The sequence below is a fragment of the Paenarthrobacter sp. NPDC090517 genome, from assembly GCF_044769165.1.
In the GTDB taxonomy this organism is placed as follows: domain Bacteria; phylum Actinomycetota; class Actinomycetes; order Actinomycetales; family Micrococcaceae; genus Arthrobacter.
Genome location: NZ_JBIVXN010000006.1, coordinates 202,213 through 219,289 on the forward strand (window position 1 = coordinate 202,213; position 17,077 = coordinate 219,289).

A 17,077-nucleotide genomic window follows, 5' to 3' on the forward strand; every position below is an offset into this window, starting at 1 on the left:
GCGCCGCGGCGCGGAGGATGTCTGGCCCGGTTTTGCACCTCAGGCGCAGACGGGTGCTTTGGGAACGGCAGCCTAGCCGATGCCGATTGCTCCGGTCAGGACGCCTACTGCCAACATGACCATCGAGATGACGGCCGTGCGCCAGAGGACCTTCTTGTGGTGGTCGCCCAAGTCTACCTTGGCGAGGGAAACCAGCAGGAGGATCGCGGGTACCAGGGGGCTCTGCAGGTGGAAGGGCTGCCCGGTGATGGAGGCGCGGGCCATGTCCACTGCATCTACGCCGTAGTGCGCGGCGGTTTCGGAAAGGACAGGGAGGACTCCGAAGTAGAAGGCGTCGTTGCTCATGAAGAACGTCATAGGGATGCTGAGCAGGCCGGTGATGACTGCCATGAACGGGCCCATCTCGGCTGGAATGATCTGGACGAGCCACTCGGACATTGCTTTGACCATGCCCGTGCCGTTGAGGACGCCGGTGAGGACCGCGGCGGCCATGACCATGCTGACGACGGCGACGATGGACGGTGCGTGGGCGATCAGCTGTGCGCCTTGGTCCTTGACCTTGGGGAAGTTGACCAGCAGGGCGATGGCCGAACCAACCATGAAGACGAACGGTAGCGGAACGATGTTGGCCACCAGGACCACCATGACCGCAACGGTCAGGCCCAGGTTGAACCAGAACAGCTTGGGACGCAACGTTGAGCGGTTGGGGTCAAGGGCAGTGTCTGCCATGGCGGTGTCGTGATCGTCCACCAGCGTGGCCGGGTCTTCGAGAACCGCGACGCCGGAACCTCCGCCGGTGCCCGGCTTGCCTGCGGTTGCACCGGTGCGGCCAAAGCCGAAGCGACCAGCGCCGAATCCTGAACCCGAACCGGCGGCAACCGAACCGCCGCGGCCTGCGCCGCCGTCGAACGCTTCCGAAGGATCGGCGACATCGCCCCAGATCTCCGGGGCAGTGGTGCGGAGGCGGTTGCGTTCCTGGAGGCCGAGCAGCCATGCGAAGACCATGACCACGATGAGGCCGACGATCAGTGAAGGGACCATGGGCACGAAGACGTCGTTCACATCAAGCTTAAGCGCGGTGGCTGCCCGAGCTGTGGGGCCGCCCCAGGGCAGGATGTTCATGGTGCCGTTGGCGAGGCCGGCCACACAGGTAAGGACCACTGGGCTCATCTTGAGACGCAGGTATACCGGGAGCATGGCAGCCGTGGTGAGGATGAAGGTGGTGGATCCGTCGCCGTCCAGGGAGACCGCCGCTGCGAGGATGGCGGTGCCGAGGACAACCTTGGCGGGGTCATTGCCCAGTTTGCGCAGGATGAACTTCACCAGGGGGTCGAACAGACCGACGTCGATCATCAGGCCGAAGTAGATGATGGCGAACATGAGGAGCGCGGCCGTGGACGTCATGGACTTCATCGAGTCCATCACCATGTCGCCGATGCCGAGGCCCGCTCCGGCGAAAAGTCCGAAAACGGTGGGGACGATGATCAGCGCCAGTACTGGCGTCAATTTTTTGGTCATGATCAGGACCATGAATACCGCAATCATTGCGAATCCAAGCAAAACCAGCACGGCCGGCTCCTTACTACTGTGAATGGCGCCACGTCGGTGTGATGCGCACTACAGACGATATGGTGGCGGCCGTCACGGGCAGGGGTTTCCGGGAATTGTTGGGAATACTGCTCGTTGCGAACGTTTTGCGCATTGTGCTCAGTGATTCAATGGATCAGGAGGAAAGGAGCAAAGGTGCCGCGCAACAGCCGGGTCAGCATGCGTTTCTCCACCCAAACCCTTCTCCTCCAGTTGGGAGTTGTCCTGCTGGTGGTCCTGCTCAGCGGCACAGTTCACGCTTGGCTGGTGTACGAACGGATTGGCACCGAAGCCGAAAACCAAGCACTCACCCTTGCCAGGACGGTGGCCGCGGACCCTGATATCAGGTCCGGCGTCCAAGCAATCAGCAAAGAAGAAGGAACGCCTCCCCCGGACATCCTCGCGGGCGGCACCCTTCAAGCCGCGGCCGAAGCGGTGAGAGTCCGGACCGGGGCCCTGTTCGTGGTAATTACCGATGAAACGGGACTGAGGCTGGCCCATCCTGAGACGGCCCGGTTGGGTGAACGCGTCAGCACCGACCCCTCAGTTGCACTGGGCGGGCAGGAAATAACCACCCGGAACACGGGAACACTGGGGCCTTCGGCCGGAGCCAAGGTGCCGGTGTATGCACCGGTAGGCTCCGACTCGATCGTGGGCGAGGTCAGCGTTGGCTATTCCGTGGAGTCGCTGGGCAAAAGCCTGGCCCGGGACGTCGTCCCCATTGCCCTCACCGCTGGCGGCGCACTACTGGCCGGTGTCCTGGCGTCCTTCCTTCTCCGGCGCAGGCTGCAGCGGCTCACGCTCGGACTGGAACCGGAGGAAATCAGCACGCTGGTTCACGATCAGGTGGCCGTTCTCCAAGGTGTGGATGATGGCGTGATCGGCATTGCCGCGGACGGACGCATCTCGGTGTTCAACGCTGCCGCTGCACGACTCTTGGACATGCCCGACGCCACCGGTCAGGACTGGGCGTCCGCCGCCGTTCCCCAGCAACTCAAACAACTCACCCAGCCGGCAGCCCGCGACGCCGAAGCCGTGGAAATCGTGGCGGGCGGACGCGTTCTGGTGGCCAGTGCCCGCAAAGCCTGGCACCGGCAGGAGGACCTTGGCTGGGTAGTCATGCTGCGTGACCGCACGGAACTGCAGCAACTCACCCGCCAGCTCGACGCTGTGGGGACCATGTCCACGGCCCTCCGCGCCCAGCGTCATGAATTCGCCAACCAGCTCCACACGATTGCCGGTTTCATGAGCATCGGCCAGCACGATGCCGCCAAGGAGTACTTGGCGCGGATCTCGGCCACCGGTCCGCTGAAGTTCCCCGTGGAGCAGGCCGAACTGCTCCAGGACACGTATTTGCAGGCGTTTATTGGCGCGAAAAGTGTGGAGGCCTCGGAGCGCGGCGTTGTCCTCCGCATCGGACCCGAAACACTGGTTCGTGGACACGTAGCCGATCCCCAGGACGTGACCACTGTGCTCGGCAACCTGGTAGATAACGCCGTGAGCGCCGCCGTCGCCGGTTCTGCAGCGGAACGGTGGGTGGAAGTTGAACTGCTGGATGACGTCACCCAAAACGGCGGGACCCTGCACATCGTGGTGGGTGATTCCGGCGACGGTTTGGGGAACCTGGAGCCGGAAGAGGTTTTCGCCGAAGGATTTACGACGTCGGAACAACCGGTACGCTCGGGGGCTGGACAAGGTTTGGGGCTGGCGCTGGTGCGGCAGCTTGCGCGGCGACGCGGCGGTGATGTTCGCGTCCTGGACCCCGGCAGCCACGGCGGTCCTGGAGCAGTGTTCATGGCCACCATCCCTGGCGTCATGGATTCCTCGGAGCACGCGGGCACAGGGGCCGACTCAACATTGAGGGAGGACAGCAATGGCTGAGGATTTGCGGGTATTGATCGTGGATGACGATTTCCACGTGGCAAGACTCCATGCAGCCTATGTGGATTCCGTGGCCGGCTTCATGGCCTTGGCTCCGGCGGGGTCGGTTTCCCAAGCACTGCAGGCGATCCACAGCCTGCGTCCCGATTTGGTGCTGCTGGACGTGTATTTGCCGGACGGCTCCGGCTTGGACCTGCTGGGTCAGTTGGATGTTGACGCGATCATGCTTACTGCTGCCTCGGATGCGCAATCCATCAGAGTTGCCCTCCGGCGAGGCGCCTTGGGATACATGCTGAAGCCATTCACCGCCGAGTCCCTATCCCAACAGCTCCGGTCCTACGCCCGGTATCGCCGGATCCTGGGGCAGCAAACAGCCGTTGACCAGACCACCATTGAACGAGCCAAGCGGTCCCTGATTCCGGGCGACGTCACACCGTCAGCCAAGCCGCGGTCCGCTACGGAGGCGGCCGTCCTGGAATCGTTGCTTCCCGGTGAGCAGTATTCGGCTGCCGAGGTTGCTGAGCGGGTGGGCGTTTCCCGGGCAACAGCGCAAAGGTACCTGTCTTCGCTAGCGGACGATGGCGCCGTCGAGATTCAACTGCGCTACGGAAGCACGGGCCGCCCCGAACACCGCTACGGAGTCCCCGCCTGACCCAAGTAAGTCGCAGATCAGGCCGTTTTGAACGCTCAAAACGGCCTGATCTGCGACTTAGTTGGGTGCGGTAGGTGGGTTACGCGGACTTTTGCGCCACGAGTTCGATCTCCACCAACATTTCCGGGTCCAAGAACGGCAGGACGTGTACCAGGGCCAGCGTCGGACGGATCTCGCCGAAGACCTCACCGTGTGCGCGGCCAGCGTCTTCCCATTTGCTGATGTCGGTCAGGTACAGCTTGGACTGGACGACGTCCTCGTACGAGAACCCGGCGTCTTCGAGCACAGCGCCGAGCTTCTCCAGGATGTACTTGGTCTGCGAGTAGAAGTCATCGCCAACAATCGCCTGTTTGCCATCAACAAGTCCCGAAGCAGCCGTGGCAGAGATGAAAAGTGTGTTGTCCACCTGGACTGCCCGGGAGTAACCCAATGTCTGTTCCCAAACCGAACCCGTGCCGAATGTCTTGCGCATGCCGCGCCTTTCCTGTCGCTTTCGCACGGTCCGGTGACCGGCGTTTACGAAGGAAACTTTATGACTGCGGGAGGTCCAGCCGGTAAACGAACAGCTTTATGTCGGTGCCGGGAACGAACCAGTCGCGCTGCGGGACGCGGTCAAAACCTGTCCGCGCATAAAGAGCGTTGGCGCTTTCCCACGTGGCGCCAGTAGTCAGGGACACGGCCTTGATGCCATCCATGGCCTTGGCCTGGTCAACGACGGCCTGAACCAGGGCGCGGCCCGCCCCAGAGCGCTGGACTGCCGGATCCACCACGAGGGTACGGAGTTCAAGTTCGTCTTCCAGGCCGATGTCGGAGAAGCCGCCACCGGCAGGTGCTGCCGTCACGGAGCCGATGACCTCGCCGTTGCGCTCTGCCACCAGGATCTCTGCATGCTCAGCGCGTCCGGCCACGTCCTGAAGCTTCTGCAGGTACGGGTGATCGGCGTCGCCGTAGTACCCCGCGGTGACGTAGGAATCCTGCGTAATGCGGGCAACGGCGTCGTAGTCTTCGGGCAGGGCGGGACGGACGGTAATCGGCGAAAGCACCTACCAATGGTAGTCGCGCTTCAAGCACCAACTGCGCTAAATGACCCTTTCCGTGATGAAACTATCAGTCCTGAAGGAACGCACGACGCCGGATGGTTGACTCCCGCTGTTCCTCTCCGGGCGGCGGGCTGCCGATTGTGTTGCCTCCCATGGCGTCCAATTGAGCCGCGTTGCGTGCCGTGAACCCCGGTTTCGTGCTGTTGCGGGCAGATGTCGGGCTGCTGGCAAAGGTCTTGGGACCCGTGTTTGAGTTGCCACACATCGGCCCCAACCTGTCCTGACTCCGAGGAGAAACCATGACCCTGCCAGACCGCCAACTGCACCTCAACGCGTTCCTGATGAGCACCGGGCATCACGAAGCATCGTGGCGTCTCCCTGAAAGCGACCCGCTTGCCCCTACCAAAGTGGAGCATTACCAGCATCTGGCGCGCACAGCTGAACGAGGAAAACTGGACTCCATCTTCTTCGCCGACTCCCCCGTACTCTTCGGGGAGGTGGGCCGGCGTCCGGCCGGGAAGCTGGAGCCCACAGTGTTGCTGACAGCCCTCGCCGCAGCGACCCAAAAGATAGGCCTGATCGCTACGGCGTCCACCACTTACAACGATCCTTTCAACCTTGCCCGCCGTTTCGCGTCCGTTGACTGGGTCAGCGGAGGCCGCGCCGGCTGGAATGTTGTCACCACGGCTGGGCCCGATGCCGCCCGAAACTTCGGCGTGGATGACCAGCCGGCACATGCGGTCCGGTATGAACGGGCCGCCGAGTTCATTGAAGTGGCCCAAAAACTCTGGGACAGCTGGGAAGACGACGCCATCCTGGCGGACAAAGCCGGCGGCGTCTGGGGTGACGACACCAAGATCCGCACCATCGACCACGAAGGAAAGCACTTCCGTGTCCGCGGGCCACTAAATGTCCCCCGCTCCCCGCAAGGCCACCCGTTGATCGTGCAGGCGGGGTCCTCTGAAAATGGCAAGAACCTGGCGGCAAAGTACGCGGAAGCCGTCTTCACAGCGCATCAAACGCTGGCCGACGCCCAAGCCTTCTACTCCGACTTGAAAGCACGCACGGCGGCTGCCGGACGCGATCCGGAGGGCATCAAGATCCTGCCGGGAATTGTTCCGGTGATCGGCTCCACCGAGGCTGAAGCCCTCAAACTCGAGCGTGAACTGGACCAACTCATCAAGCCCGAATATGCACGGGAGCAGTTGGCCAAGACTCTCCGCTTGTCTCTCGAGGACCTTCCGTTGGACCGCCAGCTACCTGCTGACCTGCCCTCAGAGGACCAGATCGAGGGAGCCAAGAGCCGCTACACGCTGATTGTGGAGCTGGCCAGGCGCGAACAGCTCACTGTCCGGCAGTTGATTGGGCGTTTGGGCGGCGGACGCGGTCACCGGACCTTCTCCGGCACGCCCGAACAGGTGGCCGATGCTATCCAGGACTGGTTCCACGCCGGCGCCGCTGACGGTTTCAACATCATGCCGCCAGTGCTTCCTTCGGGCCTCGAAGTCTTCGTGGACCACGTGGTGCCCATCCTGCAGGGGCGTGGGCTCTTCCGGACCGAATACACGGAGTCCACACTCCGTGGACACTACGGGCTCGTACGTCCGGAGAACCGCTACGCCGGACGCGCCGCGCAGGAGCTCACGTCCATCGGCTCCGCGTTCTGAACCGGCCGTAACTTCTCAACGCTTGGGCCAGCTCCACAACGGACCTTCCAGCGGCCCCAGCCCCTTGATCCTGGTCTCGCCAAGGTCCTTGTAGAGCTCATGCTCGTGGGCGGCTCCGCTTTCGCGAAGTGCCTTGAGCAAGGCCTCGGAGTGAGTTACCACGATCATCTGGCTGTTGGCACTGGCCTGGACAATCAGTCCGGCCAGTGCCGGCATCAGGTCAACGTGAAGGCTTGTCTCAGGTTCATTGAGGACCATGAGCTCCGGGGGCCGCGGTGTCAACAATGCTGCGGTGAGCAGGAGGAAGCGAAGCGTTCCGTCCGAGAGTTCGGCTGCTTTCATGGGACGAAGCATGCCCGGCTGGCGCAACTCCACGCTGAACCGGCCGTCGCTTACGGCGATTTCCAGCCGACTCCCGGGAAAGGCGTGGTCGACGGCGGCATCCAACTGCCGCTCGAATCCCACCTCGCGCAGCGTTTGGAGTGCGGCGGCGAGATCCTTGCCGCTGTGATGCAGCACGGGCGTACGTGTTCCGAGCTGTGCTTGGCGCGCAGGAGCCTCGGCATCAGTGCGGAAATGATCGTAGAACCGCCATGAACGAACCGAGTCACGGACCCGCAGGACTTCCGGCGCACGGTCCTGGTCCGAGACCTCTGTCAGCATGCTCTGGAAAGTGTCCAAGCGCCGTGAAAGCTCGGTCCACTCGCCATCCGCTCCGCGCAGCTTGGCGAGACTACCCTTGCGGTCCACCAGCAGCGAACCGGGCCGTGCTACAGGGCCGGAGAAAATCTGTTCCCGTTTGATCTCCGGATCCAGGCTAAAGGCCGATGGCCGCGCACGGCCGGTTTCCGGGTCAAACCCGGCCCCGCTGGATGCCGGCATGCCCAGGTCCACCAGATAACCGAAGTCGTCACTGGAGTAGCCCAGCTTCAGGTTTACCGACTCCCGACGGACCGTCCCTTGGACGGGTACTTCACCACGACGCATAGCCTCGCTGATGGACTCGGGCCCAGCCCACAGCGTGGAAGCCAGCCCGCCGTCCCGGGCCAGGGAGCCCACCACGTTTCCGGAGTCGCCTCCGGCGCATTCGGCGAGCAGCCGAAGTGCCCGATAGAGCGAGGACTTCCCACTGCCGTTGGCTCCGGTCACGATGTCCAGGCCATGCAACTCGATGGCGAGATCCCGGATGGAACGGTAGTTGGCGATGGCGAGTGCTTTGATCACTGGCTGATGGTCACTGGCTAATAGTCACAACGGGAATTTGCCGGAGAGCTCCAAGGTCCCTGCGCACATCCAGGCCGATAACCGGTCTTCTGTGCTCGGACCGCCATGCAGGGGGCTCTCCAGGCGAGGCCGGCGCACCCAACAACCAGCTTCTTCCGCAATGAGCGCACCTGCAGCGAAGTCGTGCTCGTTGAGGCCCCGTTCACCGTAGGCGTCGAAGGTTCCGTCCGCCACCAAGCATAGGTCCAGTGCAGCCGATCCGAGGCGTCGGACGTCGGCAAATCCGTCCATGAGCCCGGCGAGACCTTCAGATTGCCTGGCCCGGGTAGCGGGATCGTAGCTGAATCCGGTGGCCAGGATGAGGCCGGTGCGCCCGGGAACCGGACCTGCCAGGCGCGTCACCTCTCCCCCGGCTTCCATCCACGCACCGTGACCCCGGGCTGCCGAGTAGGTGCGCCCCAGCGCCGGCGCGTGAACCACGCCGGCCTGCCAGACGCCGTCGGAATCTGCTACGGCAACGGAGGTGGCGTAGTAGACGATGTTGCGGATGAAGTTGGTGGTCCCGTCCAGGGGATCGATGGACCAGCGGTATCCCGAGGGCTGTTCGGGCCTGGTAGTGCCGTGTTCCTCCCCAGTGATGGTGTCGTGGGGCCGTTCGGCAATGATCGCTTCACGGACCGCGTTCTCGGCTGCGACGTCAAAAGCGGTGACCCAGTCGCCGGCCTCGCCCTTGTTGCTGGTTTCCAGACCGTCGCCGCCGGTGCCGGTGGCGGACCGCTGTGCAAGGACGGCAGCGCCCGCAGCCGCGGCACGTTTTGCTACAGCAAGCAGCTCGTTGGCGTCCATCATTCGGCCGCCGCTTCCACTGCTGTTTCATCCACTACGTTTGCTTCATCCGTTGCCGCTTCGGCTTCCGTCCCGGTTTGTGCCGGTCCGTTGGCCAGGAGCTCGCGGAAGCCGTCCTCGTCCAGCACCGGTACGCCGAGTTGCTCGGCCTTGTCCAGCTTGGTGCCGGCACTGTCGCCGGCCACCAGATAACTGGTGTTCTTGGAGACGGAGCCCGAGGCTTTGCCGCCGCGGATGATGATGGCTTCCTTGGCTTCGTCGCGGCTGAAGTTGGGCAGCGTACCGGTGACTACCACTGTGAGCCCCTCAAGGGTCCGCGGCACTGAAGTGTCCCGTTCATCCTCCATGCGCACGCCGGCAGCCGCCCAGCTGTCCACGATCTCGTTGTGCCAATCCACGGCGAACCATTCCTTGAGCGCCACTGCAATGGTGGGTCCGACGCCGTCAACGTGAGCCATCTGTTCTTCAGTGGCATTGCGAATGGCATCCATGCTCCCGAAGGCGGTGGCAAGTGCACGCGATGCAGTTGGCCCGACGTGCCGGATGGAGAGCGCCACCAGTACTCGCCACAGCGGCTGTGTCTTCGCCTTCTCCAGCTCCGCGAACAGTTTTTCCGTTGTTGCAGTGGGCTTTGACGGAGACTTGGCCGTTCCCTTGGTGTAGAAGTATGGGACCAGTTCGTATTCGCCCGTTCCCACACCCTTGGACCGCTTTTCCCTGCGGATCTTGACGTCCGCCAGGACCTCACGCGTCAGGCTGAACAGGCCGGCCTCACTGGTGAGTGGCGGCGTCTCAGGCTCAGCCGGCTGCGTGAGGGCAATGGCTGCTTCCCAGCCGAGCGCTTCGATATCAAACGCGCCGCGGCCTGCGAGGTGGAACACGCGCTCCCGCAGCTGCGAAGGGCAGGATTTGGCGTTGGGGCAACGAATGTCCACATCGCCTTCCTTCGACGGAGCCAACGGCGTGCCGCATGACGGGCATTCCGTGGGCATCACGAATTCGCGCACCGGTGGATCCTGCTTGTCACGCAGTGCCAGCACCGGGCCGACGATCTCCGGGATGACGTCTCCGGCCTTGCGGAGAATGACGATGTCTCCGATCATGACACCCTTGGCCTTAACCACGTCCTGGTTGTGGAGGGTCGCCATTCCCACCGTGGAACCGGCCACCTTCACCGGCTCCATCAGGCCGAAAGGAGTCACGCGCCCTGTGCGGCCAACGTTGACGGCGATGTCCAGGAGCTTGGTGTGGACTTCTTCGGGCGGGTACTTGTAGGCAGCAGCCCACCTGGGAACCCGGGAGGTGTAACCAAGTGCACGCTGGGTGGCGAAGTCATCGATCTTGACCACAATGCCGTCGATCTCATGCAGGAGCTTATGCCGGCGCTCACCGTAGTCGGCGATGAACTTCAGGACGTCGTCGAACGTGTCCAATACCTTGAGGTACGGGCTGACAGGGAGCCCCCATTCCTCGAGGAGCTTGTACGTTTCCGACTGGCTTTTGGCCTCCAACCCTTCACGGGCACCGATTCCGTGGACGAACATGCTGAGCGGACGCTTGGCAGTTTCAGCGGGATCCTTTTGGCGAAGCGAACCAGCGGCGGCGTTGCGGGGGTTGGCAAGCGGCGCTTTGCCGGCGGCGACGAGCGTCTCGTTGAATTCGACGAAGGCCTTGGAGGGGATGAACACCTCGCCACGGATTTCGACTTCCGACGGATAACCCGAACCACTGAGTTGCCGTGGAATCTCTTTGATGGTGAGGACGTTGTGGGTAATGTCCTCACCCGTGGTGCCGTCGCCCCGGGTGGCGGCCCGGACCAGTTTCCCGTCCCGGTACAACAGATTGACGGCAAGGCCATCAATCTTCAGTTCAGTCAGCCACGCGATGGGCGGGACGGAATCGCCGAGCTTCGCCACCGACGCTTCAGCCTTGCGGACCCAGGCTTCAAGCTCATCCAGGGAGAAGACGTCGTCAAGGCTGTACATCCTCTGCAGGTGCTCCACCGCCGCGAAAGCGGACGAGACCTCGCCACCAACCTCTTGCGTGGGCGAGTCATTGGAGACGAGCTCCGGGTGCAGTGCTTCCAGTTCCTCGAGCCGGCGGTAAAGTTCGTCGAACTCGGCGTCGGAAACCGTTGGCGAGTCTTCCTGGTAATAGGCATACCGGTACTTACGGACCAGGTCCGCTAATTGCTCGTACTCATCCCGCAGGGATTCCGACGGCGGAGTCCCTTCCTCCGCGACGATTGCCGCAGCGGCGTCTTGGGTTGTGGTGTCGACCGGATCCGGATTCTCTGGTGTGCTCACAGGTCTATCTTGCCGTAACCCACGGACATTAAAGAGTTGCTAGTGGGACGACAACCGGTTCTTGCTCCATAACGCGAATGCCAGCCCTCCCAGGCCAACCACCAGGACGGCCCCCAGGAGGCCGAACAGTCCGAGCATATTGGGACCCGAAAATGAGCTCGAAGCCAACGCGGCCGCTTCCGTCTCCTTGCCCTTATCCACCGGCGTGTTCCAGTTGGAGGATTTGCCCGGGCTCGCGCTTGCCAAGCCAGTGGACGGAGAGGGCGACGGCGTTGCTGACGCCGACGTCGTACCAGAGGTTGCGGTGGGTGCGGAAGAGCTCGACGCCGCACCGGTTGTCTGGGGTGCCACAGTGACGAACTGGGTCACTACGGGTTGTTGCGGTACCTGAACAGGCTGCGGGGCTTGCACCGGTGCTTTGACCGGCGGGGCAGGCGCAGGAGCAACCTCCCGCTCCCTGACCCGGGTCGGCTCCGGTTTGGATGACGGGATCTTGTCCGTTTCCGGGGCGAGCCCGGGCTGCGTAGGTTCCGGTTCCGTGGCTTCCGGTTCCGTGGGTGCCTCGGAGGGCACGCAGAGGATCTTCCCATCGCACGGCGCCGCATGTGCGGCTGCAGCGGGCGCAAACAGCAGTCCAACAGCCAGCACCGCGGCTGGAACTATGGGGTGTCGCATGTAGGTAGCCTCCTAGCTACGGTTTTCAGGCGGCATGGCGATTTGGAGCTTGCGTACCTTTCCACGTCCCACGATGTACCCGCGGCCCGGGATGAAGTCGTTGCTGATGCGGCCCAAGGAGGTGTTGAGGAGGCTGTCGCCTTCCACATCCCCTGGGTTGAGCAAAAGCCCGCGGCGTCCGGACTTGAACGGCTGGGCAAGGGACCAGGCCTGGGACCATGTGGAGGTCTCAGACTCGCCCACCACCCACTGATCGGCCTTAATTGCGGCTGTAACCAAACGTCCCACGCCGGATTCGGCCAAGGTGTCCGTGAACTCGGTAAGGCCCTCGATGAAGATGGCCATGGTGCCAGGGTTGTCCGAGGCCTTGTCGATCAGGTCATCCACTACGTCCGAGACTTCGTCCGGCCCCACCAATGACTTGCTCCAAATGTTCAGTGATGCCACGGCGGAGCGTCGGGAACCGATGTAGATCAAGTCAGTGCGCGGGTTGGAACGCCGCAAGGCGTAGGCCAAGGTGACCAGGGCGACTGTGCGTCCGGCGCCTGGAGGGCCAGCCAGCAGAAGCGATCCCTTGGCGGCGATGGCCGCCGAACCCAGCGTTTCGTCGTCGACACCTATCACTGGGTTGTCCGGGGCACCGGTGGGCAGGATGTCCAAGTCCACCAGTTCCGGGAGTCGCTGGATCTGCGGTGCTTGCTCGAGTCCCTGGCGGAGCATCGCCTGGTTGAGCTTGGCCACTTCCCGGGCCTGGAGCGCGAGGTTCGAGTTCCCTCCCAGCACGGCGAGCTGAACTTCCAGCCCATCCAGCAGGCCACGCCCGGGAGGCGAGGCTGCGTTGAGGACATCCTTGGGGACATCGAGGGTCATGTAGTCGTCTTCGGAGCTGAGACGCAGGACCAGCCGCTTCTGGATGGAGGCAAGGAGCGACGCCGGAACAGAGTTGGTGCGGTCACCGCTGACTACCAGGTGGATACCCAAGGGACGTCCGTCTGTGGCCAGCGTCAGGAAGATGTCCCAGAGCGCAGACAAGTTGCTGTACTCGTAGGATTCGCGGAAGGAAGACATACCGTCCACCAGGATGAAGATGCGCTTCTCGTCCGGGCGGTTGGACAGCTGCCGGTATTCGACGATGGTGGAGGCGCGTACCTCAGCGAACCGTGCCGCCCTGTCGTCAGCCACTTCCTTGAGCCACCGCAGCAGCCGCCCAACGCGCTCCACATCGTCGCCGTTGATGATTTCGCCTACGTGCGGAAGGCCATCGAGCATTTTGAGTCCCGAGGAACCACAATCGATTCCATAGACGTGAACCGGCCCACCACGCGGCGTGACAGCCGCGGCGATCGCAATCCCTCGCAGGGCAGCCGACTTACCGGATCCACCCGTGCCGTAGACGGCCATGTTGCCGTCCTTGTCCGGCTCGTAGAACACTGTGGGCTGATCCTGGTGGGCGGGGTCATCCGCCACGCCGAGCAGGAGCCGCTCATCGGTCCGCGGGTTAGGGAGCTTGGAAAAATCGTAGGTAGTGGCGAGTTCGTTGAGCCAAGGCTTCCGGGGAGGCTCGATGGACAGGACCTCAGCGGCCCGGATGATGTTTCCGGTCATCCTGGCGATGTCGTTGGGCCCGGCGGGTTCTTCTTCAACCTGCGACACCAAGGGCGGTTCCCATGCAGGGCCGGACCCGAACGCCATCTCTACGATGTCGATCCGGGGTCGCTGCGGCTTCTCCGTCGTCCAGCCGCCGGCGTACCCGGTCTGGAAGCCCTGGATACGACCGGGCCCGGTCTTGGCTGCACCGCGGCCGGGAATGGACGGATCAAAATATGCCGCCGTCGGAACGCCCAGGATGTCTGTTGCGTCCACTTCGTCGGCCATGCGCAAGGCAACGCGGAGGTTGGTGTTGGCCCGCAGGTTGTCTTTGATGACACCGGCAGGCCGTTGCGTCGCCAGGATCAAGTGCAGGCCCAAGGAACGGCCACGGGCAGCGACGTCCACCACACCGTCAACGAACTCGGGAACTTCGGTAGCCAGCGCCGCGAATTCGTCCACAATGATGATGAGGTACGGGGGCGCCTCGGGATCGGCTTCGCGTTGCAGCGCCAGGAGGTCTTTGGCTTTCTTACGGTTCAGGAGCCGTTCACGGTAGTGGAGCTCCGCCCGCAGTGATGTCAGTGCACGGCGAACCAGGTGCGGGGACAAGTCGGTCACCAGGCCAACGGTGTGTGGAAGGTGCAGGCAGTCAGCGAATGCGGCGCCGCCCTTGTAGTCCACGAACAGGAAGCTGACGCGGTCCGGGCTGTAGGCGGCCGCCATACCCATCACCCAGGACTGGAGGAACTCGGATTTACCGGCACCCGTGGTTCCGCCGACCAGCGCGTGCGGACCTTCGTTCTTGAGGTCGAGGTAGAACGGCTCCACACCTTTGGAACCAACCAGCGCACGGAGGCTGCCGTTGTCCTTCCGGTTGGGCACGGCCGTGGCATGGACAGAGTTGTTCTCCTGCCAACGCTCGGCCACGGCCTGTGGATTATCCATCAGTTCCTTGCCGATCAGCGTGGCGTAGGAGACGGCGCGCGGGAGGTCGGAGTCGTCGTCGAGCGGGTTTCCAACATCCACCAGCGGCGACATCATGCGTGCCAACTGCGTTGCGAGGTCCGCGTCAACGCTTTCGCAGCTCACCGGGTACGTGTGGCGACCCAAGCGGACCTGGCCGGTTGTGGTGCCGTGATCGCCGTCCACGGAGAGGAAGTCACGGCATGCTGCGGGAAGCGACTGTACGTTGGCCGCCACCCACATGACGTGTACGCCGTAGTCGGGGCCGCGTTCCACCAACCGCGTGAGACGGCCGCGGTCCACGGGGGCGTCGTCTTCGACGATCACCAGGACGGCCGGAACCACGGGTCCAGGAACTTCTTCCTGCTCGTTCTTCAGTCCAGGCCGCGGATGCGGGCCAGGCTCCTTGGCCAGGGTTTCGCGTTCTTCCACAAGATTTTCGAGCCGGGACAACAAGGCCGCACCTGCACCGGGGCCGGCAGCGAGATGATCACCCGAGATGGGGCTGTGGCCTGAACCGACATGCGGGAGCCACTGCAGCCAGTCCCAGCGCTCACGGGAACGGGCCGAGGTCAGTCCCGTGACGACAACTTCGGCCGGCGAATGGAGTCCCACCAACTGGAGCACCATGCCGCGGGCCACGTCGTCCACCACGCTGCGGTCCCCCGCCACGCCAAAGGAACCCGAGGTGCGCAGTTGCGACACGATCGGAACGCCTTCAATGACCCGGACCTGCTGCAGGCACTCCTGAATTTCCCGCATGTACTGCGGTTCAGTTTCATTGGCGCCTGGTTCGTCGAACTGGATGCGCGATGGTGCGGAGCCCAGTCCGAAGCGAACCCCGAGGAAGTGCTGATGCTCCGGGCGATGCGTCCAGAGAAGGGGCCCGAGTTTGTAGATCGCGTCCACGGTGTCAGTCACGGATGGCGCTTCCTGGAGCCTGACGGCGCGTTCAATGTTCTGCTGCTTGTCGATGTCTTCGCGGAAGGCCAGCATGGCGGCTTTGAATTGTTTGTGGCCTTCCTTGGCCTGCCGCTTGCTCTGCATTTTATGATCCACGTAGTGCCCGACAATGAACAACGGCATCATCGCCATGAAAATCACGGAGAGCAGGTTCTGCGTGAAAGCGAAGAGCACGCCGCCCATCAGGAGCGGCACGATCAGCATGATGTAAGGGAAGGGCTGGTGTTCCGGGCGTTTCGGACCCGCAGGAGGCACGCGCTTGGGCGACTCGAACCTGGGCAGCACGCGCGGCGAGCGGTTGAAATCCACCAGCGGCGACGACGGACCACCGCCGTGGTTTCGGGACAGGGCAACGACACCTACGGAGGTATCGCCCAAAGTAACGGTGTCAGAGGATTCGAGCGTTGCCCGGGTTACCGGCAGCCCATCCATCAGGAGACCGTTGGCGGAGTTCGTGTCCACGATTTCCACGGTTTCGCCCACCGTGATCCGTGCATGGCGCTTGGACGTCAGCGGGTCCGACAAACGGATGTCGGCGTCGCGGTCCCGGCCGATGTAGCTGGTGCCGAAAGGCAGTGAAAATTCGCGCCCGACGTCGGGCCCTGACATCACGCGCAACGTCGCCGCTGCCGGTCCCCTGCCATTACCGTTGGCGTGCCCGTTGGATGCAAACTGCTCGCTCACCTGCGCGAGTGAAACCTTGGACCCTGGCCGCAGGCCGGACTCCAGCAGGTTGTCCGTGGGCCGTAGGACGTGCCCGGAGAGCCCGCCGCCCACGAAAGCCTCGTCCACGCTGATGGACAGGTTCGACGGCGGTTCGGTCCCCTTTCGTGCGGGGTCGGCAGCCCAAAGTTCGGTGGCAATGTCAGCCACGGTTGCACGACCGTCCACCGTTACGGCGAGGTCCTTGGCTTCCGCAGGGTCACGCCGCAAGGTCAGGCGGAACTTCATCCTTCGTCGACTCCAGTCATTTTTTCAAGGAGATGCAGGTCAGCCGGCGTCACCAAGTGTGACGTCACGGCGTGTTCCACCAAGCGCGCCCGGCGGTTGGTGGCGAGTTTTCCGACCCCGCCGCGCAGTCCAACTACGCCTACGCGGTCCAGTTTGTCGCAGACGTTATCCAGCTTGCGGTTGAAGCGGGTCAGGGCCCAGCCCAGTCGTTTCGCGGCCTCGGCAGAGGACGGAATGGCGCTGAAGCCGGTGCCGTCGCGTCGCAACATGGGCTCGGCCAAGGCGACGATGAGTGCCTTTTGCGAATCGGTGAAGACCACCGGCCCGATCGTGGTGTCTCCCGCTTGGTCGTCGTCGCGTGCTTCGTGGCGGAAGGACGGCGTCTTCAAGTGAACAGCGAACTCGTAGGTTGTGGGTCCGGCCGTGAAAATCACGTTGGTGTGGCTGAAGACCAGCGGGATTCTGGCCCCGGGCGCAAGCCAGGCCTGCATGCCGCCCGAACCGTCAGCAATGGTGGCGGACAACATGCTGCCAACGTTGCTGAGCCACCACATGCCGTCGTAGCGGGCGATCTGCAGGAAGCGTCGGTGCAGATAGGGGTTGTCGTCCACTTCCAGGTCACCTTCGCGTCCAATATCGAAGATGTCCTCATCGGATGGTTCGTACCATTCCCCACAGAAATCTATTGCTAGATCCCCCATGATCTGTGCCTCCTCAGTCGGCGGTAAGTAA

At 63.3% G+C, this 17,077-nt stretch carries 12 protein-coding genes; 3 read left to right on the top strand and 9 right to left on the bottom strand.

Annotated features, from left to right (window positions below; all coding sequences use genetic code 11):
- Positions 1 to 72: 72 nt before the first annotated feature.
- A complete protein-coding gene (locus ACIQTW_RS18140; protein ID WP_402939756.1) occupies positions 73 to 1,569 on the bottom strand; it encodes a CitMHS family transporter in 1,497 nt (498 codons plus the stop codon).
- A 198-nt stretch (positions 1,570 to 1,767) separates the two neighbouring features.
- Between ACIQTW_RS18140 and ACIQTW_RS18145 the strand changes: the two genes are divergently transcribed.
- Positions 1,768 to 3,468, top strand: a complete 1,701-nt coding sequence (locus ACIQTW_RS18145) for an ATP-binding protein (protein ID WP_402939855.1) — start codon at positions 1,768 to 1,770, stop codon at positions 3,466 to 3,468.
- Entirely contained in the window at positions 3,461 to 4,120 is a 660-nt protein-coding gene (locus ACIQTW_RS18150; protein ID WP_402939759.1) for a response regulator, read from the top strand. The genes ACIQTW_RS18145 and ACIQTW_RS18150 overlap by 8 nt, the downstream gene beginning before the upstream one ends.
- Before the next feature lie 79 nt (positions 4,121 to 4,199).
- Here the strand turns inward: ACIQTW_RS18150 and ACIQTW_RS18155 are convergent, their stop codons facing one another.
- Entirely contained in the window at positions 4,200 to 4,592 is a 393-nt protein-coding gene (locus tag ACIQTW_RS18155) for a RidA family protein (RefSeq protein ID WP_402939761.1), read from the bottom strand.
- Positions 4,593 to 4,650: 58 nt separating this feature from the next.
- Positions 4,651 to 5,163 carry a GNAT family N-acetyltransferase gene (locus tag ACIQTW_RS18160; protein WP_402939764.1) on the bottom strand — a complete coding sequence of 171 codons (513 nt, stop codon included), beginning with the start codon at positions 5,161 to 5,163 and terminating at the stop codon, positions 4,651 to 4,653.
- Between the two features lie 296 nt (positions 5,164 to 5,459).
- Between ACIQTW_RS18160 and ACIQTW_RS18165 the strand changes: the two genes are divergently transcribed.
- On the top strand, positions 5,460 to 6,827 hold the full coding sequence (locus tag ACIQTW_RS18165) for an LLM class flavin-dependent oxidoreductase (protein ID WP_402939766.1): 1,368 nt from the start codon (positions 5,460 to 5,462) through the stop codon (positions 6,825 to 6,827).
- A gap of 15 nt (positions 6,828 to 6,842) precedes the next feature.
- Here ACIQTW_RS18165 and ACIQTW_RS18170 read toward each other — a convergent pair whose 3' ends face one another.
- The 6 genes from ACIQTW_RS18170 to ACIQTW_RS18195 are packed head-to-tail and all read right to left on the bottom strand — an operon-like array spanning position 6,843 to position 17,046.
- Positions 6,843 to 8,051, bottom strand: coding sequence for an AAA family ATPase (locus ACIQTW_RS18170; protein WP_402939769.1), 1,209 nt, complete (start codon positions 8,049 to 8,051; stop codon positions 6,843 to 6,845).
- Positions 8,052 to 8,075: 24 nt separating this feature from the next.
- Entirely contained in the window at positions 8,076 to 8,900 is an 825-nt protein-coding gene (locus tag ACIQTW_RS18175; RefSeq protein ID WP_402939771.1) for an inositol monophosphatase family protein, read from the bottom strand.
- Complete coding sequence (ligA, locus tag ACIQTW_RS18180; RefSeq protein ID WP_402939774.1) at positions 8,897 to 11,203, bottom strand: NAD-dependent DNA ligase LigA; 2,307 nt, start codon at positions 11,201 to 11,203, stop codon at positions 8,897 to 8,899. The genes ACIQTW_RS18175 and ligA overlap by 4 nt, the downstream gene beginning before the upstream one ends.
- A 39-nt stretch (positions 11,204 to 11,242) precedes the next feature.
- Positions 11,243 to 11,878 carry a hypothetical protein gene (locus tag ACIQTW_RS18185; RefSeq protein WP_402939776.1) on the bottom strand — a complete coding sequence of 212 codons (636 nt, stop codon included), beginning with the start codon at positions 11,876 to 11,878 and terminating at the stop codon, positions 11,243 to 11,245.
- Between the two features lie 12 nt (positions 11,879 to 11,890).
- Positions 11,891 to 16,345 (bottom strand): FtsK/SpoIIIE domain-containing protein, encoded by a 4,455-nt coding sequence (locus tag ACIQTW_RS18190; protein WP_402939779.1) that lies wholly within the window; start codon positions 16,343 to 16,345, stop codon positions 11,891 to 11,893.
- Positions 16,342 to 17,046 (bottom strand): hypothetical protein, encoded by a 705-nt coding sequence (locus ACIQTW_RS18195; RefSeq protein ID WP_402939781.1) that lies wholly within the window; start codon positions 17,044 to 17,046, stop codon positions 16,342 to 16,344. Before ACIQTW_RS18195 ends, ACIQTW_RS18190 begins: the two co-directional genes overlap by 4 nt.
- Positions 17,047 to 17,077 lie beyond the last annotated feature (31 nt).

Excerpts from the sequence above, each read along its gene's own strand:
- ACIQTW_RS18155 (WP_402939761.1), bottom strand. The coding sequence starts at position 4,592 with ATGCGCAAGACATTCGGCACGGGTTCGGTTTGGGAACAGACATTGGGT.
- ACIQTW_RS18145 (WP_402939855.1), top strand. The coding sequence starts at position 1,768 with ATGCGTTTCTCCACCCAAACCCTTCTCCTCCAGTTGGGAGTTGTCCTG.
- ACIQTW_RS18185 (WP_402939776.1), bottom strand. The coding sequence starts at position 11,878 with ATGCGACACCCCATAGTTCCAGCCGCGGTGCTGGCTGTTGGACTGCTG.
- ACIQTW_RS18195 (WP_402939781.1), bottom strand. The coding sequence starts at position 17,046 with ATGGGGGATCTAGCAATAGATTTCTGTGGGGAATGGTACGAACCATCC.
- ACIQTW_RS18165 (WP_402939766.1), top strand. The coding sequence starts at position 5,460 with ATGACCCTGCCAGACCGCCAACTGCACCTCAACGCGTTCCTGATGAGC.
- ACIQTW_RS18150 (WP_402939759.1), top strand. The coding sequence starts at position 3,461 with ATGGCTGAGGATTTGCGGGTATTGATCGTGGATGACGATTTCCACGTG.
- ACIQTW_RS18175 (WP_402939771.1), bottom strand. The coding sequence starts at position 8,900 with ATGATGGACGCCAACGAGCTGCTTGCTGTAGCAAAACGTGCCGCGGCT.
- ACIQTW_RS18190 (WP_402939779.1), bottom strand. The coding sequence starts at position 16,345 with ATGAAGTTCCGCCTGACCTTGCGGCGTGACCCTGCGGAAGCCAAGGAC.